Annotated in this window: 13 protein-coding genes and 2 pseudogenes; 4 read left to right on the plus strand and 11 right to left on the minus strand. The window is 42.3% G+C overall.

What is annotated here, in order from left to right; all coding sequences use genetic code 11:
- The first annotated feature begins 201 nt into the window (after positions 1 to 201).
- Entirely contained in the window at positions 202 to 1,122 is a 921-nt protein-coding gene (locus IQ234_RS03785; protein ID WP_193956095.1) for an NAD(+) kinase, read from the plus strand.
- A gap of 62 nt (positions 1,123 to 1,184) precedes the next feature.
- On the opposite strand, the gene IQ234_RS03790 is transcribed toward IQ234_RS03785, so the two are convergent.
- From IQ234_RS03790 to IQ234_RS03820, 7 genes and pseudogenes are all read right to left on the minus strand, one after another.
- Positions 1,185 to 3,689 (minus strand): plasma-membrane proton-efflux P-type ATPase, encoded by a 2,505-nt coding sequence (locus tag IQ234_RS03790; RefSeq protein WP_193956096.1) that lies wholly within the window; start codon positions 3,687 to 3,689, stop codon positions 1,185 to 1,187.
- Positions 3,690 to 4,084: 395 nt separating this feature from the next.
- Positions 4,085 to 4,543: pseudogene (locus IQ234_RS03795) on the minus strand (ribonucleotide-diphosphate reductase subunit beta); the annotation flags it as partial.
- 43 nt (positions 4,544 to 4,586) lie between these two features.
- A complete protein-coding gene (locus IQ234_RS03800; RefSeq protein WP_193956097.1) occupies positions 4,587 to 5,264 on the minus strand; it encodes a GIY-YIG nuclease family protein in 678 nt (225 codons plus the stop codon).
- Between the two features lie 296 nt (positions 5,265 to 5,560).
- Positions 5,561 to 6,166: pseudogene (locus IQ234_RS03805) on the minus strand (ribonucleotide-diphosphate reductase subunit beta); the annotation flags it as partial.
- 53 nt (positions 6,167 to 6,219) lie between these two features.
- Positions 6,220 to 6,666, minus strand: coding sequence for a DUF29 domain-containing protein (locus tag IQ234_RS03810; RefSeq protein ID WP_193956098.1), 447 nt, complete (start codon positions 6,664 to 6,666; stop codon positions 6,220 to 6,222).
- 214 nt (positions 6,667 to 6,880) lie between these two features.
- Positions 6,881 to 7,279 carry a DUF29 domain-containing protein gene (locus IQ234_RS03815; protein ID WP_193956099.1) on the minus strand — a complete coding sequence of 133 codons (399 nt, stop codon included), beginning with the start codon at positions 7,277 to 7,279 and terminating at the stop codon, positions 6,881 to 6,883.
- Positions 7,280 to 7,359: 80 nt separating this feature from the next.
- Positions 7,360 to 9,672 (minus strand): ribonucleoside-diphosphate reductase subunit alpha, encoded by a 2,313-nt coding sequence (locus IQ234_RS03820; RefSeq protein ID WP_193956100.1) that lies wholly within the window; start codon positions 9,670 to 9,672, stop codon positions 7,360 to 7,362.
- A 570-nt stretch (positions 9,673 to 10,242) separates the two neighbouring features.
- On the opposite strand from IQ234_RS03820, the gene IQ234_RS03825 reads away from it, so the two are divergent.
- Entirely contained in the window at positions 10,243 to 13,158 is a 2,916-nt protein-coding gene (locus tag IQ234_RS03825) for a plasmid replication protein, CyRepA1 family (RefSeq protein ID WP_193956101.1), read from the plus strand.
- A gap of 125 nt (positions 13,159 to 13,283) precedes the next feature.
- Here IQ234_RS03825 and IQ234_RS03830 read toward each other — a convergent pair whose 3' ends face one another.
- Genes IQ234_RS03830 through IQ234_RS03840 form a run of 3 tightly spaced genes read right to left on the minus strand, consistent with a single transcriptional unit; the run spans position 13,284 to position 16,034 of the window.
- Positions 13,284 to 13,952, minus strand: a complete 669-nt coding sequence (locus IQ234_RS03830) for a histamine oxidase (protein WP_193956102.1) — start codon at positions 13,950 to 13,952, stop codon at positions 13,284 to 13,286.
- A 6-nt stretch (positions 13,953 to 13,958) separates the two neighbouring features.
- Complete coding sequence (locus IQ234_RS03835) at positions 13,959 to 15,374, minus strand: mechanosensitive ion channel domain-containing protein (RefSeq protein WP_193956103.1); 1,416 nt, start codon at positions 15,372 to 15,374, stop codon at positions 13,959 to 13,961.
- A gap of 9 nt (positions 15,375 to 15,383) precedes the next feature.
- Entirely contained in the window at positions 15,384 to 16,034 is a 651-nt protein-coding gene (locus tag IQ234_RS03840) for a nitroreductase family protein (protein WP_193956104.1), read from the minus strand.
- Positions 16,035 to 16,495: 461 nt separating this feature from the next.
- On the opposite strand from IQ234_RS03840, the gene IQ234_RS03845 reads away from it, so the two are divergent.
- Positions 16,496 to 17,920 carry a PP2C family protein-serine/threonine phosphatase gene (locus IQ234_RS03845; RefSeq protein ID WP_193956105.1) on the plus strand — a complete coding sequence of 475 codons (1,425 nt, stop codon included), beginning with the start codon at positions 16,496 to 16,498 and terminating at the stop codon, positions 17,918 to 17,920.
- A gap of 13 nt (positions 17,921 to 17,933) precedes the next feature.
- Here IQ234_RS03845 and IQ234_RS03850 read toward each other — a convergent pair whose 3' ends face one another.
- Positions 17,934 to 19,175: an AmpG family muropeptide MFS transporter gene (locus IQ234_RS03850; protein WP_193956106.1), complete on the minus strand. Its 1,242-nt coding sequence runs from the start codon at positions 19,173 to 19,175 to the stop codon at positions 17,934 to 17,936.
- Between the two features lie 307 nt (positions 19,176 to 19,482).
- On the opposite strand from IQ234_RS03850, the gene IQ234_RS03855 reads away from it, so the two are divergent.
- The gene (locus IQ234_RS03855) at positions 19,483 to 20,103 is read left to right on the plus strand and encodes a GNAT family N-acetyltransferase (RefSeq protein ID WP_193956107.1); all 621 of its coding nucleotides are present in this window, start codon (positions 19,483 to 19,485) and stop codon (positions 20,101 to 20,103) included.
- The last annotated feature ends 76 nt before the right edge of the window (positions 20,104 to 20,179 follow it).

Raw genomic sequence — 20,179 nt, forward strand, 5'->3', positions numbered from 1 at the left:
AAAGGGAATAAGATTGCTAAAACCTGCCAGCTTATCCTAGTTACTTCCATTTACTCTTATCTATCGATTAATTCTGTCAAATTGGCTACAGTCAGGCCGAGGTTCTTCCCCCAACCCCTTTTTTACCTTTTACTTTTCACCCGATCTGCCCGGTCTTGCTATTGTTAAAAATATAGAACCTCCGAACAAGGTCTCAACTCTGTGCAGTTAAAACAAGTCATCATCGCTCATAAGGCCAACCATCCCCAAAGTAAAGCATGGGCGGAAAAATGCGCTAAACAGTTAGAAGCCCGTCAGTGTAAAGTTTTAATGGGACCCAGTGGCTTTAAAGATAATCCCTATCCCGTATTTTTAGCCTCAGCATCGGGAAAAATCGACCTCGCCATCGTTTTGGGGGGAGATGGAACCATTTTAGCCGCCGCTCGCTATTTAGCTCAGGAAAACATTCCAATTCTAGCGGTGAATGTTGGCGGCCATCTGGGATTTTTAACGGAACCTTTGGAGATTTTCCAAGATACGGAGACAGTCTGGGAGCGTTTACAATCCGATCACTACGCGGTACAACAACGGATGATGTTAACGGCTAGGATCTATGAAGGGGATAAAAGAAACCCGCAGCCGGTGAGCGAGGCATTTTATGCCCTGAATGAGATGTGTGTGAAACCTGCTAGTATCGATAGGATGCCCACCTCAATCCTCGAAATCGAAGTGGACGGGGAAATAGTAGATCAGTACCAAGGGGACGGTTTATTAGTGGCTACTCCCACGGGATCCACCTGTTACACCGCATCCGCTAATGGTCCGATTATACACCCCGGCATGGAAGCGATCGCTGTCACCCCGATTTGTCCCTTGAGTCTCTCCAGTCGGCCGATTGTCATTCCCCCGGCATCTCTGGTCAGTATTTGGCCTCTAGGAGACTACGAATTAAATACTAAACTCTGGATGGATGGTGCTTTAGCCACTTCCATTTGGCCGGGGCAATGGGTGGGAGTTACCAAAGCCGAAAAATTCGCCCAATTTATTATCCTGCGGGAAAGCTATTCTTTTTATCAGACTCTACAGGAAAAATTGCAATGGGCTGGGGCAAGAATTCATTATGATGGCAATCGTCATAATTAGGACTGGCTAAAGATTTTCTGGGGAAAGTGCCTGATTAGCTTGGTTTTCCCCAGGATAGGGAACTACGATCGAGTTTTTAAATTCTCCCAAGTGGATTGATAGGTGTTGCCTAAATCTGCCTTGCGACGATTAAAAATCGAATAGAGGGCTAATTTGACTCGATCGATAATAAATAACCAGACTAGGGCATAGAGCCAGCTTTTTGCCACTCCCTCAAAACCGATCGGGGCGATCAGGATTCCGAACAGCGAAATCAGCGAAGATATAATGACCGAGATGCCAGTAGCGATCGCTAGAGGTTTAGCAGGGGCCAAAGACCAAAAGGGACCTTTTGCCCGCACCGAATAGAGAGTCATCATCCCTAAGAGAGCGATATTGAGGAAAATATAGGTTTGCACCTGGTCGGGAGTCATTTGCCATACCCGTTCAGCTAAATAGTACAGCAGGAAAGTGGCAATGACGTTGACCACTCCCAAAACCGAAGCAATGGTGAGAACTTTCGGCATATCCCAAGCTTGGGGTACTTTCGAGATCTTGGCATTATCGTAGGCGATCGTCATGATTGCTCCATCGTTAAGAATTGCTAAGAAAACGATCATAATTGCCGTAATCGGGTAGGAATTAAAGAACAGAATCGCCAAAGTGGTAAAAACGAGAATCTGAATTGTGGCGATGATCCGGTAGAGAACATAACTGGTCATCCGTTCAAAAATCTGACGACTTAACTTAATCGCATCGACGATTACCGATAAACCGGGGGTAAGGAGAACGATATCGGCCGCTGCCCGGGCTGCATCGGTAGCCCCGGAAACCGCAATCCCCGCATCGGCTTTTTTCAGCGCCGGGGCATCATTGACCCCATCACCGGTCATACCAACAATGTGATCGGTTTTCTGCAAGACATCGACGATATGATATTTGTCCTCTGGGAAGACTTGACCGAAACCATCGGCACTGAGAATCTGTTCATCGAGGGTTCCTAACTGATTGGGGGGGACTTCCCGAAAAATTTTGGCATCGAGGATATTGTTACCTAAACCCAATTGTCGGGCGGTTTCCTTAGCGATCAACACCTGATCCCCTGTGATCATCTTGACGGGAACCCCTAATTTTAGGGCGGTTTGTAGAGTTAATTGGGAATCAACCCGTGGTGGATCAAATAGGGAGATAATGCCCAAGAATTGCCATTGACCTTGGGGGTTAGTTTTTGCCACTCCTAGGGCGCGATAGCCTTTTTTGGCGTAATCTTCGATGATTTGATTGACCGGCCCCTCGATTTCCTCTTTATTGTAGGCTAGATCGAGCATTACCTGCGGTGCGCCCTTACTGGTTTTAAAAGTCTGACCATCGGGGGTGGTAATATCGGCTTCGGTGCGTTTAGCGACAGGATCAAAGGGGGTAAAGTGGGTGACTTGATAGTGATCGAGTACCGTGGCATCTTTTAAACCGGCGAGAATAGTTTTATCGATCGGATCATCATCGCTAGTTTGGGAAGCGAGGGAAGCGGTGAGAATTAGATCGTCGGCACTGATCCCCGGCAGGGTGTAGGGATCGCCTAAACTCAGTTGATTAAGGGTGAGAGTGCCGGTTTTATCGGAACAGAGCATATTCATGCCCGCTAGTTCCTCGATCGCCGCCAAGCGTGTCACCACGGCGTTTTTATCCGCTAGTGCCTTTGCCCCTACCGACATACTGACGGAAAGAACTGTGGGCAAGGCGACGGGAACAGAAGCAATGGTGAGAACGAGGCAGAATTTCAGCAAGCGGATCACTTCTACGCCCTGTTTATCGACAATACCGTTATAGAGACGGTAAACAACGATAATAGCGATTAAAATCAGGGCAATGACGATGAGAAAGTCACCGATTTTGAGAACTGATTTCTGGAAATGGCTGACGTTTTCGGTACTGGCTACCAGTTTAGCGGTACGACCGAAAAAGGTATTACTGCCAGTCCCGTTAACTATGGCCTCAGCTTGACCTTTTTTCACCACTGAACCTGAGTACACTTGTTCGCCAGAACTGCGATCTACGGGTAAGGATTCCCCCGTTAGGGCAGCTTGGTCGATTTTGACGGGATCCCCCGGCAGCAATCGGGCATCGGCCGGCAGCACATCGCCGATCTTGATCCGGATCACGTCTCCTGGTACTAATTCCCTAGCGGGGACGGAGATAAATTTGCCGTCTCTTTTGGCATCGGCATTGAGGGCGAGTTGCGCTTTCAGGGCAGCCACTGCATCCCCGGCGGTTTTTTCCTCGAAGTAGCCGATCAAACCGTTAGCCACCAGTAGAATGGCGATAATCACGAAGTCCACCCAATCACCGACGATAGCGGAAAAAATTACCGCCGCTTCGATCATCCAGGAAAAGGGATTCCAAAAGTAGGAAAGGAATTTGAGCAGGGGGCTGACTTTTTTCTCGGCAATCTCGTTATAACCGTCGCTATCGAGGCGATTTTTTGCTTCACTGGTGGTGAGACCGTCGGGAGATGTTTTCAGTTGGATCATTAAATCTCGCATGGAGATTTTTGAGAGATCGTTTGTCGGTTTATCGTTAGTAGTGGTCATCTTTGGTTAATTTTTAAGCAATGTACGGCAGTTGCTCGGTTTTTTTAACGCTTTTATTCTAGGGCAACTTGGGAAAATTAACGCTAATTTTATAATTTTCTCAGGTCAGTTGGGGTTAAATGTGATTTCGATGACAATACTACTAAATCCGTTGAGTACAGGCTAGTTATGAGGAGAGGAAAAAGGCAACAGGCAATAGGCAACAGGCAAGAGGGGGAATAAATAATCAGTCTTTAATAACCAGATTTAGTATTACTTAAGCAAAAAAAGGAAGAAATTAGCGCTAATTTCTTCCTTTTATACAAATGCTGCTAAGTTTTGTCAAAAGTTGTCAAAAAAATTGACAAAGTTGCCCCTTTATGGTAGGGAATTGGGTCATTTTTGTCGCGTAAATTTTAAATTTCATCCCATCCACTTAAGCCAGAAGACATAACATAACTGGTAACGGTTGCTTCAAAAAAGTTCGCTTTGGTGTGGCCTTCTTTTTTGGTATCAGAGAAGCGTTCCAGATGGTTATAGGGACTTTTGTTATACTTTTCTTCCCTGTATAAAGGCTCAAGTCCGATCGCTTTCAGTCGAATATTAGCGAGGTATTTGGTGTACTGTTCGGTACTGTATTCGGTAATACCTAAAATGTCGTTGCCAACAATGTGATTTGTCCAGCGACATTCGTGTTTAACCGCATTATCGAACATCTCGTAAATCTGTTCAACAGAATGGGGAAAAATTGCCATGGCTTCAGGGATAATTTTCTGATACAAACGGACGTGACTTAATTCGTCCCGGTTGATCATTTTGAAAACGTCAGCGCTACCGGACATTAGCTGTCGAGAAGCGAGATTATAGAAAAAGATGACGCAACTACCCATCCTTTCAGAGTGGGGCTAGAACATACCATTATCTTCTTGAACCTTTTCTTGAATCGATAGAGCGTATTGGATAACTATTATCATCCAAGACTTTTACAGAGTAAGTTCCTGCGTTAATCTTTCTGATAACAGATTCTGATTCCCATCCGAACATTGCCGCTATCTCAGAGAAAGAGATATTTGTGTCAGACAGCAGTTCATGAATTAACCTTAACTCATCTATAGAGAGTTTTTTTCGTTTTACAGTGCTGCGTCTGATTGGATAGGTTATTGATGGATCGTACCAAGCTTTTCCACAATTGATATCAGATATAGTAGAGGCATCAATATTAAAAAACTCTGCAATAACGGAAAACTTAGTTTTCTCTGTCTTGAGGATTAGCTTTATTTCATTGACTTGTATCAAAGAAATTTTTTCATTCCCACTATACAGACATTCGTTATACCCGCACTCAATAGAGTTAAGCTTGTTTATCCAATAACTTTCTCTTTCTCTTAATCGACAAAGAGTTACTCCAGACTCTAGTATCTGAAAGTAAAATTTTTCAGGATACTTTTTTAACTCTGGGTAAAATCTCAATGATTCGTCTCCACTACTTGATAGCAACAAGTGTTGACCTATCCTTTGTGGAAAATTTCGGGTACACCCAACATACGCTCTTTCGTTTTCAAGGTTCTGCACTTTGTAAATAACACCAGTCTCCATATCTGTAAAAAAACTTTTTACATTTATAATTATGGCATATTTACCAAGCGGAAGAAGATACTCACCCTCTGTTCGTTGAACCTTCCCCTTTAAAATAGAGGCTTGGCTGCTGATTACCCATTGTTTTTAATAGCTGCCTTACGGCTTTTATTAAATCCCTTAACTTTTTTCTGCTCTCGCTCCTTTACGCTTATCTTTTCAGACTTCGCTTTGGCATAAGGGCTTTAGGGCTTCCCAGCAATTTGGCGAGTTTTAACTAACACCTCACGATGCTAGTGGGCTACCTCATTATTTAACCCGTTATAAAAATACAAACTCTCTAGCAAATAATCGGCAAGAAGGGCGATAAAATAGCTTTCAGTAGTTTGTTTGTCGATATACTGCTGGTAGAGACTAGCAATAAATTCACAGCGATCCTTGAGAACTTTATCGGTGCGCCAAAAGTCATAAACTTCACTTCTGCGATCCGAGGGAATAATTGTTTCAATTAGGTATTGATAACTTTGATTGTGCATGGCTTCTTGAGAAATTTGTTCCGCCATACAAAGACTAATTTCTGGCGCAGTGACGCTACCTTTGAGGTGGGGAATATTACAGGTTTGCACGGAATCAAGAAAAGTTAGATAGGACAAAATACCATCATAAGCATATCTTTCTTCGTCGGTAAGATGCCCGTATTCAGTCACGTCTTGAGTGATATCTAAGCGTTGCGGGATCCAGAAATTTTCCCGCATTTGTTGATATAAACCTACCGCCCAGGTGTAGCGGACATCGTTTAACTGCATCAGGTTGGTGGTGTTACCAAACCAGATCGAACGGTTTTCGATCGCATCATCTCCCGACGGATTGAAGATCGGGGAAATGGGCATCGAATGGCAAGAATTGACCAAATGTAAGGACATGATTACTTGGATATTATGGCACTTTTAGGTTATAGTAGATTTTTGGTAAAAAGTCAAATGTTTTGATTAGGGATAAATTCAAAATCTAGGGCTTCTGCCAAAGTAAATGGGCAATCCTTCGGGAATTTATCTAGGTTTATCCCTGTTTCAATAGCGGCTTTTTGTCTGGCTTTATTATAGCATTTTTTAACATCATCTTCTGTTAAAAAACTCTTAAGACTAGGGCTATTTTCTAAATCTTCTTCGATTCTCTCGCGATGCTCAAAAAGGGTTAATGCCCAGCTTCTGGTTTGTTTTTCTGGCTCTTGTAAGTATTTTAGTAAATGCCATAAAATCCCGATCAGATTGCTTTTTAATGCTTTCTGTTGACTGATAGACATAGATTTTATTTCGTCAATTAAATTCTCTAAATCTAAATCAGAAAATTGATGATTTTCTAGTAAATTAATAGTTTTATCTAACCAGAGATAGTAATCTTTTTCGTATAAGTTCCTTTCCATAATTATCCCCATTATTTTAATATTTCAGGAAACCAATCCTCATTTAACGCCTGTTCTATAGTGCAAATTGTATCTAAACTGACCAAATTTTCAGCCACTCCCGATAATTCGATAAAAGAAATACGGCTCTTCTGGTTTCTGTGTGATCAGTTTAACTTACATTATGATCGATCTTTGTGTCCTTTGTGTCTTTGTGGTTCGTTCCACTCAGTCGCTAGGAGTAATGTATCTTAGAATACATTTTACCCACCAAATCTAAGAGAGCCGAAATACGAGCTTCTTGAAAAGAGTTGTTAAAAATTTCAATCAGATAAGGCTGTAAACTAGGACTATCGGCAATAATTCTTTTTATGGCACGACGGAAATTCCTGATTTCACTTTTCCATCCTCTTTGATTATATTCTAATTCCGACTGCCAGTAAGCTAGTTTCAGCAAATATTCTAATAACCGAGTTAAATAACTCTTTAAGCTTTGTCGTTGACTTTTGCCCATGTCGCTAATCTCCTCAATGAGATTATCCAAATCTAAATCGGAAAATTGATGATTTTCTAGTAAAGATATGGTTTTCTCTATCCAGAGATAGTAATCCTGTTCGTATAAAGTTTTATCCATAGCTGTGATTAGGTGATCAATAAAACTCACTTTAAATTATATAAAAAAATTAAGGTGGGCATTGCCCACCCAAGTTAACCTTAATTAGCGCAACTAGAACAACTATCGTCAGACTCTCGAAAATTGTCCTTTTGTACGGTACGGATATAATAAATCGCTTTACAGCCCAATTCCCACGCCATGATTAGAGTATCAAAGATATCTTTAGCAGTGAGACAACGGTTGGGTTCTGCGGGGAAATAAACCCCTTCATTGAGGTTGAATAATAATTCCATAGAAATCCCCGTATCAATCCATTCTTGCATAGTAGCGATCGCTTTTACCACCTGCTGCTGTTCGAGATTTTTATTCTCTGGATAAAACCAGAAAGCTTCTTCAATAAAAGGTGGTGCGATGGGAACGGTTCCCTTTGCCCATTTATCGTAGAAAAAGCGACTATAAACCGGCAAAACACTAGCGGTACATCCCTGTACCAAACTGGAGGAAGTATTAGGAGCAATGGCGGTAATATGGGAATTACGGATGCCAAATCGTTGAATATCTTCGGCTAATTGTTGCCATCTTTGCGGTTGCACTGCGTTATTTAAAAACCATTCCACTGGTTTAGCACCGATTAATTTACCTTGACTCCATTCGCTATCCAAGAAAGCTTGATAAGCACCGCGTTCTTTGGCTAATTCCATCGAGGAATAGGTACACCAATAGCCAATTTCTTCAAATAAATTACTAATTTCTGACAGGTTATTGTAGGATAATTTCCGTTTAGCTAACCAGTCAGCCAATCCCATCGCCCCTACCCCAATAGTGCGATATTTATCGTTGTGGTTTTTAGCATTATCAAAGGGAGGATTAGTAATATCGATAGTATTGTCGAGAATCCTGACAGCGATTTGACAATTAGACTCGATTTCTTCCTTGTCAATGTTGGCTAAATTAAGGCTAACTAAATTACAGCAATGGGCAGTTTGATCGGGGGTGACATTGCTAAAAGATTCGGTGCATAAATTTACACCGGGGATATAGCCATCGTGTTTATTAGGATTAGCGCGATTGATGGTATCTTTGAAGGCAATGTAGGGCATTCCTGTTTCCACTTGGGAACGCATGATACTTTTAAATAAGTCCCGGGCATTGATTTTTTTATAGAGGAGAATCTCTTTATCTAAATTAGCCTCTACTAAACGATAAGCCTCTTCAAATTCTTCCCCCCATAGTTCCGCTAATTCTATACCTAATTTTGTGCGAACTTCGTAGGGATCTACTAATGTCCACTCGGATTTAGTTATCACCCGACGCATAAATTCATCGGTGATAACTAATTGGGGAAAAATATCATAAGCTTTGCGTCTTTGATCACCGTTTTCTGTCTGCATTTCCAGAAATTCTGGCACATCTAAATGCCAGATGTCAACACCGATAGTTACTGCCCCGGCGCGTCTTCCCCCCTGATTTACTGCAATAGCTGTATCGTTGAGTAATTTAATCCAAGGAATAATCCCCCCGGAAGCGTTAGCTTTCCCCATTACCCAGCTACCAGTGGCGCGAATTCTACTCACATTCACACCGACACCGCCACCATTTTTGGAGATGCGGGCAGCATTAGTAATCTCGCTAAAAATACTTTCTAAACTGTCGTCAATGGAGAGGATAAAACAACTGGTTAGGGAACCTTTTGGTGTGCGTAGATTGGCTAAAATTGGGGTGGCAAGAGAGATTTTTCTTTGAGCAATCCCTTGATAAAATTTCTTAGCCCAGGGGAGTCTATTAGCTGGTTCTTCTACACTGGCAAGCAGTAGGGAACAGGTTAATAATGCCTCTTGGGGTAACTCATTTTTGAGTAAATAACGGCTAGTGATTAACAATGCCCCAGCGTAATCATAATCGATATCCCAATCGGGATTAATCCAAGAACCAGCTTCTTTTAATTCTGCCTCAGAATAGATGAGAATCCTTTCGTCGTACAGCCGATTTTTAACTTGAGTTTTGACAGTTTCCTCGTAATTTCCGTACTGATAACCCCGTACTACTAAGGTATCTTTCCACAGACTCCAAATATGCAATCTTCCCGCCACATAGCGCCAATCCGGTTCCTCGGGACTACACATTTCTAGGGCGCAATTAATTAAATTATCCTGTATTTCCCTAGTGGTAATCCCATCCCGCAGGCGTGTGGTTAAACCCGCTTCTAAGGCGATTGAATTGACTTTTTTACCTTCACAAGCCCACTCTACCACGTCGCGAATTTTGCCGATATTTAAGCTTGTGGTGGAACCATCGCGCCGAATCACTCTAATTGTATGGCTGCCCATATTAGCTAAAGGGGTAGAACGAAAGGGTATTACTTCGTTATTTTTGTGAATGGAAACGGCAGTAGTCAAGGGCTTCGATTGCATAATTGGGAAATTGCGGCGTTAAAAAAACTTGACAAATTAATCTATTTGTACTAGGGTATTTTATCAGATTTTCTAGGAAAACACAACATCTAGCGTGTTAAATAATTTTATAACTCTATATGTAGTAGAGCTAGGATTGTTTTGTTCCCCAAAAAAGTGTTTTGGATAACATTTTCCGCAAAAAATGGCTCTCTTCGGTTTGGTGGGTAAAATGTATTCTAAGATACATTCCTCCTAGCGAGGGGGTGGAACGAACCACAAAGACACAAAGGACACAAAGATCGATCCACAGTAGGAAACTTCTATTTAATACTGCACATTTAAAACTCAAATCTGATAACTGATAGCTGTCTGCTGTCTCCCGTCTCCCGTCTCCTGTCTCCTGTCTCCTGTCTCCTTTTGCACGACTACTTAACTTTTCGATAATTTAAGACAAGAGTGGATTAAAAGTCAAATTTCCTCCGAGAACCTCTGAGAGAGTAAAATTTCTCTTTTCGCTATTTAGTGGCTTACCGCTAGAATAATAGGATAAAAACGCTATATATAGCGTCTAGCCAGTAGAGGACAAGGATGAAATATTTAGAAGAATGGCGTGGTAGCGGGGTGGATGCGGAGTTAATCACTCTCAATGTCACCGGTTTAGCGGGGCTATCTCCCAGTGAATACCTACTCTACTCCCAAGAATTACCGCGACGCAATGATGGCAGAGTTAGGGATAGTATTCTCAAGCGTTATGAACATACAAGTCAAGGCGGTTGGTGGTGTTCAGGAATTGACCTACTAACGGGCAATTATGACTCTTGGGGCTGTTTTAAGCCCGATTTTCCCCGTTTAAGCTTCGATAAGGCTAAACCGATTAAGTACGAACATCCTCCCCAAACCCCTACGGGAGTCTTTGCTTTGCGGGTTCCCCTGAAAATTTGGCAAAGGATAGCCCAGCGTATCAATGTTAATATTTTACCTGAAGAAGTGGATAATAAGCAAGAGGATCTCGGTTTTTGGTCCTGGGTAATCAAACACCCAGAGATACCTATTTGTCTTACGGAAGGAGCGAAAAAAGCGGGGGCATTACTAACAGCAGGTTATGTGACAATTGCCTTACCGGGGATTCACAATGGTTATCGTACTCCCAAGGACGAATTAGGTAGGAGAATCGGCAAATCTCATCTAATTCCGCAGCTAGAAAAATTAGCTAATTCCGGACGAAAGATTTATCTAGTTTTTGATCAAGAAACTAAACCGAAAACCCAACAAGCGGTTAATTTAGCTTTACAGAGAATGGGTTATCTATTCACTCAGGCTAACTGTGAGGTAAAGGTAGTTGCTTGGGATGCTGCTGACGGTAAAGGGGTGGATGATTTACTAATCAATCGAGGAGAAGATTACTTTAAACAAGTCTATCAAAAAGCTACCTCTTGGGAGATTTGGAAAGCAGCAAGTTTAAATAGTTTAACTTTCCCACCTCATCTAGAATTAAATAGCCGTTACTTGCCAGATATTGCCATCCCGACATCAGCGCAGTTAATGGCGATTAAATCGGCTAAAGGTACGGGAAAAACTGAGTTTTTAGCCAAGATAGTTAAACAGGCTGTTGCTAATCAACAAAAAGTTTTAGTTATTGGTCATCGGGTGAAACTGGTAGAGGAGTTATGTCAACGCTTTGGTTTAAACTATATCAGCAAAATTAGGGATAATCCTGCGGCACAAATTTACGGTTATGGTTTATGTATTGACTCTCTTCATCCCCAATCACAAGCTAAATTTCAAGCGGAAGATTGGCAAGGAGCTATTATTATTATCGATGAGATCGAACAGGTTATATGGCATGGGTTAAATGGGGATACTTGTAAAACTAATCGCGTGGCAATTTTAAAATCCCTAAAGTCCCTGGTGCAAACTGTGGTCAGCAGTGGGGGAAAAGTCCTAGCTGCCGATGCTGATTTAAGTGATATTTCCCTAGATTATTTAACTTCTCTAGCGGCAATTGAACTAGAAACTTTCTTGATTAATAATGAGTGGAAACCCACTTATCAGGAAGCTTGGCGAGTTTATAACTACTCTGATAATACTCCCCAACGGCTAGTTAATGATTTGGTCAAACATATTAAAGAGGGAGGAAAACCCTTTGTTTGTCTATCAGCACAAAAATTAACCAGTAAATGGGGAACAATTACCCTAGAATCCTATCTAAAAAAGCAATTTCCTTATAAGAAAGTTTTGCGAATAGATTCAGAGTCATTGCAAGATTCTAGTCACCCTGCCTATCAAGCGATTGGCAATTTAAATCAGTTGTTGCTTAACTATGATATAGTTCTAGCTAGTCCCGCGATCGAAACGGGAATTAGTATTGATATTCAGCAACACTTTTCCTCGGTTTGGTGTTTAGCACAGGGAATTCAGAATCCCACTTCTATCGCTCAATTTTTAGGAAGAATTAGAGAGAATATTCCTCGTTATATTTGGTCAGCAGTGTACGGATTTAATCAGGTGGGCAATGGGTCCACTTCTATCCCCAAACTTCTCACCTCTGGACACCGATTAACCGAGGTGAATATTCGCTTACTACACCAATCAGATTTAGAATCTCTGGAGGATTTAGATACAACTTTTCAAGCGGAATCTCTTCTCTGCTGGGCTAAAATGGCCGTGCGAGTCAATGCTTATATGCTTGATTATCGTCAGTCAATTCTAGGAATTTTACAAGCAGAAGGTCATAGAATTAAAGAACGAAATCAGGAAGAAGAACTAGACATAACTAATCAGTTAACGGAAGCAATTGAAGAAATTATGGAACATAATTATCGTTCTGAATGTGATGCGATTGCCAGCGCAGCCGAGATAACGGAATCAGAGTGTCGTCTGCTAAAAAAACAGTTAGTTAAGTCAGTAAAAGAAAGGAGAATTATCAGGAAATATGACCTATACAAACGCTATGGAATTCCTGTCACACCACAATTAGTAATTAAAGATGATCAAGGATGGTATCAAGAACTACGCCTACATTACTTTTTGACAATTGGGCGACAATTTTTGTGCGATCGAGATGCTTTAATTGCGCGTAAACTGATAGAATCAGGTCACGGAAGTTTATTTATTCCCGATTTTAATAGTAGTCAATTGGGAGTGATTATCGGGACGTTAGAATTGTTGGGAATTCCCGTATTATTAGCTAACCCTGAAAGAGAATTAAATAATCATGATGCCGATTTACAAAAAATGGCGGAAATTGCCATTAAAAACCGTAACGAGATTAAAACTATCACCAAGATTAACCTCGCTAATACTTCCCGTCCTCTGACAATTATTCGTAATTTTTTAAACTTGTTAGGTTATAAATTAACTAGCAAGGGCAGCCAGAGAATTGCTAAAAAATCTCTAAAAGTTTATCAGATTGTTGCACCCTATGACGGTAGAGAACAAGTGTTTCAACAATGGTTATTTAGAGACGAAAGATGTGCGGGAAGTTCCGAGATTTGGTATGAATAAGGTTCTTAGATAGTTGTTATACAATTAACGAAGGCAGGAGGCTGTTTTTGTAACGGGGATTTATACCCCGCTCCAAAAACTTTTCCACTTAAAAGGCAAGGTTTTAGACCCAGTTTTTTCGATAATTAATTTAAAGAATCCTCTAGGTTATTTTTCGGGACATTCAAAACAGGATTTTGGTCAAACAAACCCCAAGACATAATCTTAAAACCTGCTGGATGTACGGTCATAATTGGCCATTCTTCGGGACGAGGAATATGGGTAACACCGTAGGTGTACCAGACGACTAAATCCTCATTGTCGAGAGATTCATTATCAGCAGTATATTGCGGTAAACATCGGCCTTTTTTGCCTTGATTGAGATAATCTACCGCTGCATAAAGTTCGTTCGCTTTGTAACGAGTTGCCCAAAAATGATGGGTAGCAAATTCACCCCGTTGACGATAATCCGCTTGGAAATTCGGATAATAAATTGAATTTGCCGATGGCATTAACATATAACTTGTCGGCATTCCTAGGGAGTTTTTCTGATTCTTATTCATTACCATCCAAGCGCGACTTTCAGCTAAATTCACATCACGAATTGCCTCGGATTCTTGCCGAATATTTCTTGCGGACATAGTGAAGGCATTACCAAAGGGATTCTTTTCTGGTGATAAAGTAGAAACCAGAAGTGTTGAACATAGTTCCCTACTGTGCTGCTTCCAGCGTTGCCTGTTCCCTAAAACCACCAGACTTCCTACCTCATTATTAAGATAACTGCTAGAGAAAAAAGGCTGTAAATCTGTTGTCATTCCCTTTTAAGTCGCAAAAAAGCTCTTTAACCGTTGTCGTAGCCAAGAGACGGGATTTTTCAGGTCTTCCGAGTCTAAAAGCCCCATTTCTCCCAATTTCTGCTGACATTCGCGCAATTCCTCCTGACGTTGGGTGAGTGCCTGAGTGAATTCTTCCGCTAGAGCGGGATAAGTAGTGATAAGATGCTGAAAACCCTGACGATCGAGCAAAAATAACAAGGTTTCCCCCACTGCTTGCATAGTGGTGGGATAGGGAACCTCTAATATTAACGGTAATTCCCCAAAATATTGACCTTTATTAAAAGTAAAAATTTTACGACTGATTTTATCGTTTTCATAAAAAGCATCCACTTGTCCCTGCAAAACAATACAGAAATAATTAGTTCTTTCTCCCTGTCTAATTAAAATCTCCCCATCCTGGAGATGTTTACGACAACCCATTTCAATTAATACACGCAATTGCAGATCGTTAAAATGTTTAAAGTAACTCACCTCCAATAACATTTCTTTTAACGATAGCGGTTTTGAAGGTTTAACTATCTCCCGATCCTGTTCCTTAACTGCCTCAAAACTGTCGGTATTATGCAACCATAACTCTCGCTGGGGAAAAGGAATCGTTATGCCTCGATGACGCAGATTATGCTCGATAATGAAGTGTAGGGAACTTCTCAGAAAAACGGCCCGTTCGACTTTTTCCACCCATACCCACAACTCAAAATTTAAAGCACTATCACCAAAACCGTTAAAAATCACCTTGGGAAGCGGATTAAAGGCAATTTCTCCCGACATATAGGCTGATTGCAACAGAATTTCCGTTACTATTAAAGGATCCGTACCGTAGGCAACTCCCACCGGTATAATGACTCGAATGCGCGAGTCGGTATAATGCCAATTCTGGACGCGATTGCTAGTTAGGATTGTGTTAGGAACGATTAACTCTGCACCATCAACAGTGCGAATGGTGGTGGAACGAATCGATATTTCCCGGATATAACCCTTTGTTTGCTCAAATTCAATAAAATCGCCCACTTTTAACTTGCGTTCCACCAACAAAGTTAAACCGCTGGTGAGATTCTTGGTTAACTCCTGCAAACCGAAACCGATACCCACCCCCAAACCACCGGCTAAAACAGCGATCGAAGCGAGATTAAATCCAGTCAATTGTAGAGCGATAATATAACCAAAAGCCCCAAAAGCAAAACTAGCCAGAGTTGCGATCGCTTCTCGATTACCCTCATCAAAACCGATACTTTTCAGCAGACGATTTTTTAGTAAACTTTTAAAAGCGATCGTCAGACAGGTGACAAGAATAAACAATACAAGAGTACCAATAATCCAACCAAGAGTGATGGATACACCCCCAGCGCGCCAAAGGGGAGTGTTAAAAAAGGGCGTTAACCAAGCTGAGGGAGAGAAAGTCATCGCTAAAGTTTAGATTTGATAGGGATTACCCAAGCGATCCACAAAAACATTGTAATCTAAGGGTAAACGCCCCGGATTAAGCCTCGGTTCCGCCGCGTAACCGATGGGAACGACAACAGCGATCGCCAGTTCAGGATGATCGGCAGCACCGATCACCGCTTTTACCTTGTCCTCGATCCAACCGTTAAGAAAACAACTAGATAAACCGAGACTTTCGGCAGCTAAAACCAGATGAGTAGCGGCAATCATGGCATCCTTAATCGCGTATTCCCGGGTTTTTTCGCCCAAATCCTTTTGAAATCCTGGGATTGCCTGTTGAAAATATTTTACCGTGCCTTCGCTCCAAGCACCCGTACTGAGAGCCTGTTCATAGATAGGAGTCAGATCTCCTCCTCCTGCGGCAGCATCGGCAGCGAAAACAAAAGTAACCGGCGCTTGGATAATTTGCTTTTGTCCCCAAGCGGCCTCGGCTAAAGCGGCCTTTTGTGCCTCATCTTGTACTAAAATAATTCGCCAATCTTGGATGTTGAAACTACTAGGTGCGGCAACGGTTAATTCTACTAGGGTTTTCAGCAGTTCCGGTGCGATCGGATCGGTGGTAAAAGTTTTAATAGAACGACGTTGATTAATCGCCGTGGGAACATCGAGAGGTAAGGTCATAAAGTCAGTGGATCGAGTTACATATTCCTAATTATTATAGGGTCAAGCTATCAGCCTCAGCCTTCGGTGTGGCAAAACAAAAATGGGGTGCATCTCACATTTGCAGAAATACCGACAATCAGCAATTATCAGTGACTTTTAAATGATGACAAATATATCAACAGCTTTCTGTAAGCATCCCACCGAAAAACTAATGCGCTCCAGGGTTTGGGGGGTAGAACCCCCCAAAAGCTGGGATTGAGTGATAAAATCGAAAGTAATGCCCAATTTTAAAAGAGAGTTTCCCCTGAAAAATCCCAACTTAGTAGATTGACAAAAATGAGATGCACCCACAGAAATAGTAAAACATCAGGGTTAAATTGTGGCAGTCATGAAAAGATCCACTATACTGTTAAACTTAAACAGGTCATAACCCAATGACCATCTAGCTATAATCATGTCACCGCCACAAAGATCATTTTATGCTTTCTGATCCGGAACCGAGCGACACCCTCACCACTGCCACGGTCAATACAGGCCCTCCGGGGGCTGATATTAAGCCAATTTTAGCTTTAAAAGAGTTGGTTGCCAGTTTATATCGCGAACAAAACAAAGTTCAAAATCTCTTAAGTTCCCTCGGTTTTGCCCTGCGGAGTTTCAATAATTTAAACCAATTCCTCGATCTTACCCCCCTGATGGCCGCACGAGTGGCAGATGCAGAAGGAGGGGCGTTGATTTTGAGTAAAAATAACGGTCAAGTGGCGCTTGATCAACTCCATTGCCAAGATAATCAAATTAATGGGGAACTACGCCGACAATTAGAGGCAATTATCCGACAATTAAACCAAGAAGCGGCACTTGAGAATAAAAATAGTCGATCGCTTCTCGATAGTCTCGATCATCAGATCCGGCAAACTCTCGGACAGGGTACGCAGATTTATAGTACACCTGTTTTGGTAAAAAATAGTGAGCGGGGACGTTTATACGTTTTCAGTCGCGATCCCGATTATGGTTGGACCCCCACCCGTCGTAAACTGCTGCAGCTAGTGGCCGATCAAACGGCGGTAGCTATAGCTAATAATGAATTAACGATCGAATTACGGGCCAAGGAACGTCAGGATCGAGAGTTAGAAATCGCTTCCGAAATCCAAAATCGTCTTTTACCTCGGCAATGTCCGAAAATTCAGGGGGTAGAATTGGCAGCCCACTGCAAAACGGCTAATCGCGTTGGTGGCGACTATTATGATTTTATCCCCTGCAACTACGATCAATTTAAACCGGCAAGGGAGGCGGAAAGGGAGGCTAGTACCGCTCCTTGGAGTATAGTCATCGGTGATGTCATGGGTAAAGGTGTCCCGGCAGGATTATTGATGACCATGACCCGGGGAATGTTGCGAGCGGAAGTGTTAAATCGTCACTCCCCGGCCCAGATTTTGCGTCATCTCAATCGGGTTATGTATGCCGATCTCGATAATTCTCATCGTTTCGTGACATTATTTTATTCCGAGTATGATCCCCTGACGCGCCGTCTTGGTTACAGTAATGCCGCCCATTATCCCACCCTCTGGTGGCGGGCCAAAACGGGAGAGTTAGAGTCTCTCGACACGGAAGGGACATTAGTTGGTTTAGAGGCCGATTCTATCTATGATGATGCCCAAGTGCAATTAGAAGCGGGAGATACGCTAATTTATTACACCGATGGCTTTACCGATGCAGTCAACTCGAAAGGGGAAAGATTTGATCAGAAAAATTGGCTATCGGCAGTTAAAGAAGCCTGTCAACAGTACACCGATCCCGAACAGATTCTAGAATATTTATTTGGAAAAGTGGCCGCTTTTACTGGATTAGGAAATGACAGTAGTGACGATATGACTTTAGTAGTTATGCGAGTGAAATCGGAGGAATAAATCATCAATTAGCTCAATTCTCCTCTTGCCAAGGAGCAAATAAAGGCAATAAAGCTAACCCGGGTAAAGCGGCAATTACCGTGATTAAAAAGAACAACTGCCAACCGATCGCCTCGGCTAAAAGTCCGGCGGGAGCTACTAAAATATCGCGACTAAAGGCCATTAAACTTGATAAGAGGGCGTACTGAGTAGCGGTAAAACGAGCATTACAAAGACTCATTAAAAAAGCCACAAAAGCGGCAGTACCTAGACCGCTGCAGAAGTTTTCAATATTAATAGCTAAAACCATAAAAGGATAATTTTGCCCTAAATTTGCTAAAATAAAATAGGCTAAATTACTAATAGCTTGCAAGCCGCCAAAAATCCAGAGCGATCGATTAATTCCCCAACGACTTAATAGGGAGCCACCTAATAAAACTCCCACCATAGTTGCTATCATGCCCATACCGCCTTGGATCGCTCCGATATCGGTTTGACTGAAACCAGTTTTTAAGAGAAAAGGAGTCACCATATTATTAACTAAAGCATCCCCTAAACGATAGAGAACAATAAAGGCGAGAATACCGATTCCTTGACCTATTTGATAGCGTTGAAAAAACTCCCAAAAAGGCAACCAAACCGCCTCTAAAAGGCTTTGAGGAGTATCATCCCTAGGGGGAGTAGCTGGGGCGAAAAAAGACCAAATAATCGTTAAAGCCATTAATGCAGCTAGGAAAAGATAGACGAGGGGCCAGGGAAAGTGATCGGCTAAAATTAAAGCGATCGAACCCGTTAAAATTAAAGCCAAACGATAACCTAAAACCCCGATCGCCACCCCCGCACCCATCTCCCATTTTTCTAAAATATCTGTGCGATAGGCATCGTAAGCAATATCTTGAGTGGCACTAAAAAAAGCGATCAGTAGAGCATTAATTGCCAATAAGTCCAAAGATTGTTTTGGTTGTTGAAAAGCCATGAAACCAATCGCTAAAGTTAAACAAATTTGAGCGATTAAAATCCAACCGCGACGACGACCAAGAAAAGGAGGAACATAGCGATCAAGTAAGGGAGACCAAAGAAATTTGAGAGAGTAGGGGAGAGCGACTAAACTAAATAAACCGATCGATTTCAGATCAACTCCTTCGGTGGTCATCCAAGCTTGCAGGGTGCGACTGGAGAGAAATAAGGGCAATCCGGAAGCGAAACCTAAGAATAACAAAGCCGCCATTTTTTGACTGCGGAACACTTGCAAATAAGCGGAAATTTCTTTGATCATAGAGGGGGATAGGAGGATAGATTAGATTAAAGAATATAGTTAATTGACCCAAAAAGAAAGAAATTAGTTCTGACCGGCATCGTCCCATCTTAACCATTGCCCAGCGATCGAAAAAAGTTCCCGAAAAATAGCGGTCTTTCCCCCAGCCGGGGCTATAGGCAGTAGAATGGATGAGATTTTGATTCAGTAGTCTTGAAAAATTGCGGTATTCTCCTTAAGATAGATGCTTGATTCCCCCAACTAAATCCCACCCCTATTTACCCTTCCCGGATAAGGACTGCCATCCCCATCTTCCCTCCCGACTCCTGTGATTAAAGTGGACTCCTGTTTTATCTCATACCTATTGTCTCATCCCTCCGACTCGGAAGCGATCGGTGACACTGCCGCTATTACCGTCGAGGTGCGTTTGGCCCAAAGCCAAGATCTCAAAAGGTTGGCGGAGATTCTCACCGATAGTTTTTTCCCCACGGCCAATTATTGGTCTTTTCTGCGTCCTATCTTTAAATTAGGCATTTACGAGGACTTACGAGGACGATTGCGCGCCGATACCCCTTACTATCACTGTCTAGTAGTCAGTCAAACCAGCGTCACCGCCACGGGTTCTCAGGAAATTATTGTCGCTACGGCGGAAATCGGCTTAAAATCCAGTTATTTTTTAGCTGTTCCCATTCCTTATATTTCTAATTTAGCCGTTAGTCCCGATCGCCGGCGTGCCGGTCTGGCCCGGAGATTGCTGCTCAAGTGTGAACAGATCGCTAGAGAATGGGGTTTTGAAGAACTTTCCCTCCATGTTCTCGATAATAATCTAGCGGCCCGGTCACTGTACTTAAGTAGCGGTTATCGTCTGCAAAAAACCGACGGTTGGTTGAGCAATTGGTTATTTAATCGACCACAAAAGTTATTTCTGCACAAGAAAATCAGCCAATGAGGGGATAGGAGATAGGAGATAGGAGACTCCGAGACAGGTTTTAGGTGTTGGGGGTTGGAGTTTTGGGGTTTTGGGG

Origin of the sequence: Microcystis aeruginosa LEGE 91341 (genome assembly GCF_015206885.1) — a bacterium.
GTDB lineage: Bacteria > Cyanobacteriota > Cyanobacteriia > Cyanobacteriales > Microcystaceae > Microcystis > Microcystis aeruginosa_H.